The organism is Okeania sp. SIO2B9 (genome assembly GCF_010672505.1).
GTDB lineage: Bacteria > Cyanobacteriota > Cyanobacteriia > Cyanobacteriales > Microcoleaceae > Okeania > Okeania hirsuta.
The window spans coordinates 1-4528 of record NZ_JAAHGK010000588.1 but is presented as its reverse complement, the minus strand read 5'-3'; the positions used below and the strand labels follow the sequence as shown (position 1 = coordinate 4528).

Sequence of the window (4528 nt, the reverse complement as noted above, 5' to 3'; positions counted from 1 at the left end):
ACGTCTGACTATTCATCTGATTATTAAAAATTTTTTAATTGACTTACATAAATGTTTTGAGAGTAATTTACTTGAACAATAAATCAACGCAGTGTGGTGGTATGGGTGAGCGAAGTTCACCCACACTCTCACTAATAATAATTATCATTCTCACAAAACCAGTCAATTTTTCACCCTTGCTTATATCCTTTAAACCCTTATCCCACAATAGCTTTGAGGTGCTTGTCACCCCGTGATACAGAAAGCTTATGAAGATTTTTCCTACTTAACTTGCTTATTTTCTTGCTACCTCCAACCAATTATCATATTCTTGTTGATGATTTTTTACCCACTCTTGAGCATGACGCTGAATATCTTCTGGTTGGTCTTCTCCCTCTTTAATACGTAAACTTTCAGTATTCATATCTGCAACTGGAATTTTGACTAATTCAAACCATTTTTTGGCAACTGAGTTAGCTTCTAGGAATTTTTTATTAGCAACAATACCCTGATCGCCTTTAGGAAGGCCAAGATTTTTACCATCTACTGATGTATCTTTTTCACTCAGATTTCCCATAGATTCTGGTAAAGATGTGAAAGGAACTTCTAACCAAACTACATCTTTTCCTGGTTTTAAGACTGCAGATATCCAGTGAGGATTATAGGCATAATAAAGAATAGGTTCACCTTTTTGATAACGAGTAATAGCATCTGCTAATAAAATTGTATATTGGCCTCGATTATGTTCTACAGTATCTTCTAGTCCATAAGCTTTAAGGTGATGGTCTATGGTCAACTCACAACCCCAACCTGGATTACAACCAACTAAATTTGCCTTACCATCTTTATCTGAGTCAAAAACTTGAGCAATTTCTGGGTCTTTTAATTGTTGAAGGTTAGTAATGTTATATTTATCGGCGGTTTTTTTATCTATTTGATATCCTTGAATTCCATTAGGAGTTAAAATTCCCACTCCCTCTAATTTTTCTTCACCACCAGCATTTTCAAAGTATTTTTTGTGTCCTGGTTGGTAATAAACAACGCTATAGTCTAAGTCTCCATTACCTATAGAAATATAAAGTGCCGGATAATCAATTTCTTTTGGTTTTTCGACCTTGTAGCCTAATTTTTCTAAACCTATATTTACAACTTCGGTTTGAAATGATTCTTCTATCCAATTACTATGAGCACTCCGAATAGTTAAACTTTTATTATTTGGCGATGTTTGACAGGAAGTAAAGACTATTAATAAGTTGGTCAAGATTATTCCTAAAATAATTTTGAAGAATTTTTGTTTAAGTTTCATTTTTATTAGATTGGCAAATTTTACATTTATTGAATATTTATTTGATGATAATTTTTTCCTTGTATAATAGAGTAGGAGATTTACAGTCTAGAGAACATAATTTTAAATGAAATTTAAACTGTACTTATCTAGATATTTAGTCGGTTTGAGCTATTACCCTAGCTTAAATTAATCAGTTAATTTTGTAAATCTACTTTACTAATCATCTCTATGATTCTTTAAATTTAGGATATAATTAAAGTTTGCAGTGAAAATTTAAAAATTAAAATCATGGCCAAAAAATTACAGGTAGTCCTGAATCAAGATGTGAAAAATTTGGGAATATCAGGAGATGTGGTAGAAGTAGCTCCTGGTTATGCTCGTAACTATTTGATTCCTCAGAAAATTGCTTTTCGTACTACTCCAGGTATTCTTAAACAGGTAGAACGTCGTAGAGAACAAGAGCGACAAAGACAAATAGAATTGAAGCAAGCAGCAGAAGCTCAAAAGACGGCTTTGGAAACAGTTGGTCGCTTTAAAATTGCTAAACAAGTTGGTGAAAATGATGCGATTTTTGGTACTGTTACTGATAGAGAATTGGTGGATGTAATTAAGGAAAATACTGGTCAAGAAATTGATAGACGTGGCGTTACTTTGCCAGAAATTAGCAAGGTTGGATTCTACAAAGCTCAAATTAAACTTCATCCAGAGGTAACTGCTGAAGTAGAGATTCAAGTAGTGGGTAGTTAATTAAAGTCAAAAGTCAAAAGTCAAAAGTTAAAAAGAAATTAGGGTTTATGTAAATAAATGCTCTAGTGCCACACTAAATCTAGATTTTATGACTCGAAAATGCGTAAGTATCCTTTGATAGACAATCTTTGACTTTTGACTTTAGTCCAACTGTAATATTCAGCAATTGGATTGAGTATGGATTTTTCTAACAGAGTAATTTAAACTCTACTCCCTATTCCCTTTTCAAATAAATTTTAAATAATTGTAGGTAAATCACAGATGTCTAACAATCGCCTACCTCCCCAAAATATTGAAGCGGAAGAAGCTATTTTAGGTGGCATTCTCCTCGACTTTAATATTCAGCAATTGGATTGAGTATGGATTTTTCTACCAGAGTAATTTAAACTCTACTCCCTACTCCCTACTACCTATTCCCTTTTCAAATAAATTTTAAATAATTGTAGGTAAATCACAGATGTCTAGCGATCGCCTACCTCCCCAAAATATTGAAGCGGAAGAAGCTATTTTAGGTGGTATTCTCCTCGACCCAGAAGCTATTAATCGAGTGACAGAGTTATTACGCCCAGAGTTTTTTGCCATTGAAGCTCATCAAATTCTTTATAAAGCAATGTGGCAACTTTATAATCAGGGCAAACCTACAGATTTAATGACTGTTACCAGTTGGCTTACTGACAATAATCAATTAGAAAAAATTGGCGGGCAAGTAAAAATAGTTCAACTATTAGAACGAACTGTTTCGGCGGTTAATATTGACCAATATGCTGTTTTAGTTATTGATAAATATATCCGCAGAAAATTAATTCAAGCAGGAAATGAAATTTTTGATTTAGGGTTTCAAACAGCTACTGAATTAAAAACTATTCTTGACCAAGCTGAACAAAAAATATTTGCTCTGACTCAGGATAAACCACAACAAGATTTAGTTCCTATTTCTGAGACTTTAATTAATACTTTTCAGGATATTGAAGATAGAAATGAGGGAGTTGCTTTACCTGGTCTTGCTTGTGGTTTTTACGATCTGGATGCAATGACTGGAGGTTTTCAACGTTCGGATTTAATTATTGTAGCTGGTCGTCCCTCAATGGGAAAATGTGCTGCTTATGATACTTTAGTTTTGCAAAAAGATGGCAGTTTAATTACTTTGGCAGAAGTTTATCAAAGGCAAGAAACGGAGTTATTAACTTTAGGCAAAAATTGGAAGTTTCAGATTACTAAACCTTCTGCTTTTATTGATGATGGAATTAAACCTGTATTTAGAGTAACGACAAAATCAGGAAGATTTGTAGAGACGACAATTACTCATCCTTTTCTAACGGTTGATGGTTGGAAACCTTTGGCAAAATTACAGGTAGGAGAAAAAATAGCTGTACCCCGTCGGTTAGATGTTTTTGGCGATGAAACTATTCCAGAAAATCAGTTTGCTTCTCTGATTGATTCTGATAATTTCTGTCTTTCTCCTATTGTCTTTAAATTAGAAAAGTCGCAATTAGCTTTATTTATTAGATATTTATTTTCCCTGGATGGATGGGTAAAAATATTTGAAACTGGGGCAGTATGTTTAGGCTATTCTGTGGTTAGTGAAAAGTTTGTTAGGCAAGTACAACATCTTTTGCTCAGATTTGGAATTATTGCTGCTATTGAAAAGGTTGAAGAGTGTAGAAGTAGGAAAGGAAAGACGAATAAATATTTGTGGCATTTAACTATTACAGATAAAGTATCCCTCAAAAATTTGGTGCTAGATATTGGTAATTTTCCATTAGAAAACTTAGATTTATCCTCTAGCAGATTAAATTTAGTCAGAAAGGAGAATTTTTGGGTTGAGAAATTAGAAAATACAGAGGGTTTCTGGGATAAAGTTCTTGTTGTGATGAAAAAGTTTGCTCCATCTATCATCCTTTCGGCACAGAGCAAAAATGGAAAAGAAAAGACCGAGCAAAATTTCAATAATCTAACTACTACTGATGTCTTATTTCGACAAAACTTTCTAGCAAATATTGGTAATGTTCCATCAGAAAGTTTGGATTTACTCAGAAACGAAAATGCCTTGGTTGAAAAACTCAAAGGTAGGGAAATTTTCGGCAATGAAATAATTTCTGTGATGGAAAAGTTTGCCGAATCTAGATTTCTCTTGGCACAGAGCAAAAATAGAAAAGTCAAGACCGAGCAAAATTTCAATAATCTAACTACTACTGATACTTTCGGTGGGAAAAATATTCTGTCAGATATGAGAAATTTTCCATTTATAAATCTAGATTTTCCCTCCTATAGATTAAATTTAGTCAGACAGGAGAATTTCTGGGTTGAGGAATTAGAAAATACTCAGATTTTGTGGAATGAAATTGTTGATGTGATGGAAAAGTTTGCTGAATCTAGATATCTTTCAGCACAGAGCAAAAATGGAAAAGAAAAGACCGAGCAAAATTTCAATAATCTAACTACTACTGAGACTTTCTGTGGGAAAAATATTCTGTCAGATATGAGAAATTTTCCATCTATAAATCTAGATTTCCC

3 protein-coding genes are annotated in these 4528 nt (G+C 33.3%); 2 read left to right on the top strand and 1 reads right to left on the bottom strand.

Going from position 1 to position 4528, the window contains the following annotated elements; translation table 11 throughout:
• Nucleotides 1-274: 274 nt before the first annotated feature.
• Nucleotides 275-1285, bottom strand: coding sequence for a glycine betaine/L-proline ABC transporter substrate-binding protein ProX (gene proX / locus F6K13_RS19635; RefSeq protein ID WP_124145034.1), 1011 nt, complete (start codon nt 1283-1285; stop codon nt 275-277).
• Between the two features lie 270 nt (nt 1286-1555).
• Between proX and rplI the strand changes: the two genes are divergently transcribed.
• Together rplI and F6K13_RS19625 are read left to right on the top strand one after the other, a co-directional pair.
• A complete protein-coding gene (gene rplI / locus F6K13_RS19630) occupies nt 1556-2014 on the top strand; it encodes a 50S ribosomal protein L9 (protein ID WP_124145033.1) in 459 nt (152 codons plus the stop codon).
• A gap of 457 nt (nt 2015-2471) precedes the next feature.
• Nucleotides 2472-4528 (top strand): DnaB-like helicase N-terminal domain-containing protein (locus tag F6K13_RS19625; protein ID WP_287288101.1); only part of this gene is annotated, 2057 nt, incomplete at its 3' end.

Excerpts from the sequence above, each read along its gene's own strand:
- proX (WP_124145034.1), bottom strand. The coding sequence starts at position 1,285 with ATGAAACTTAAACAAAAATTCTTCAAAATTATTTTAGGAATAATCTTG.
- rplI (WP_124145033.1), top strand. The coding sequence starts at position 1,556 with ATGGCCAAAAAATTACAGGTAGTCCTGAATCAAGATGTGAAAAATTTG.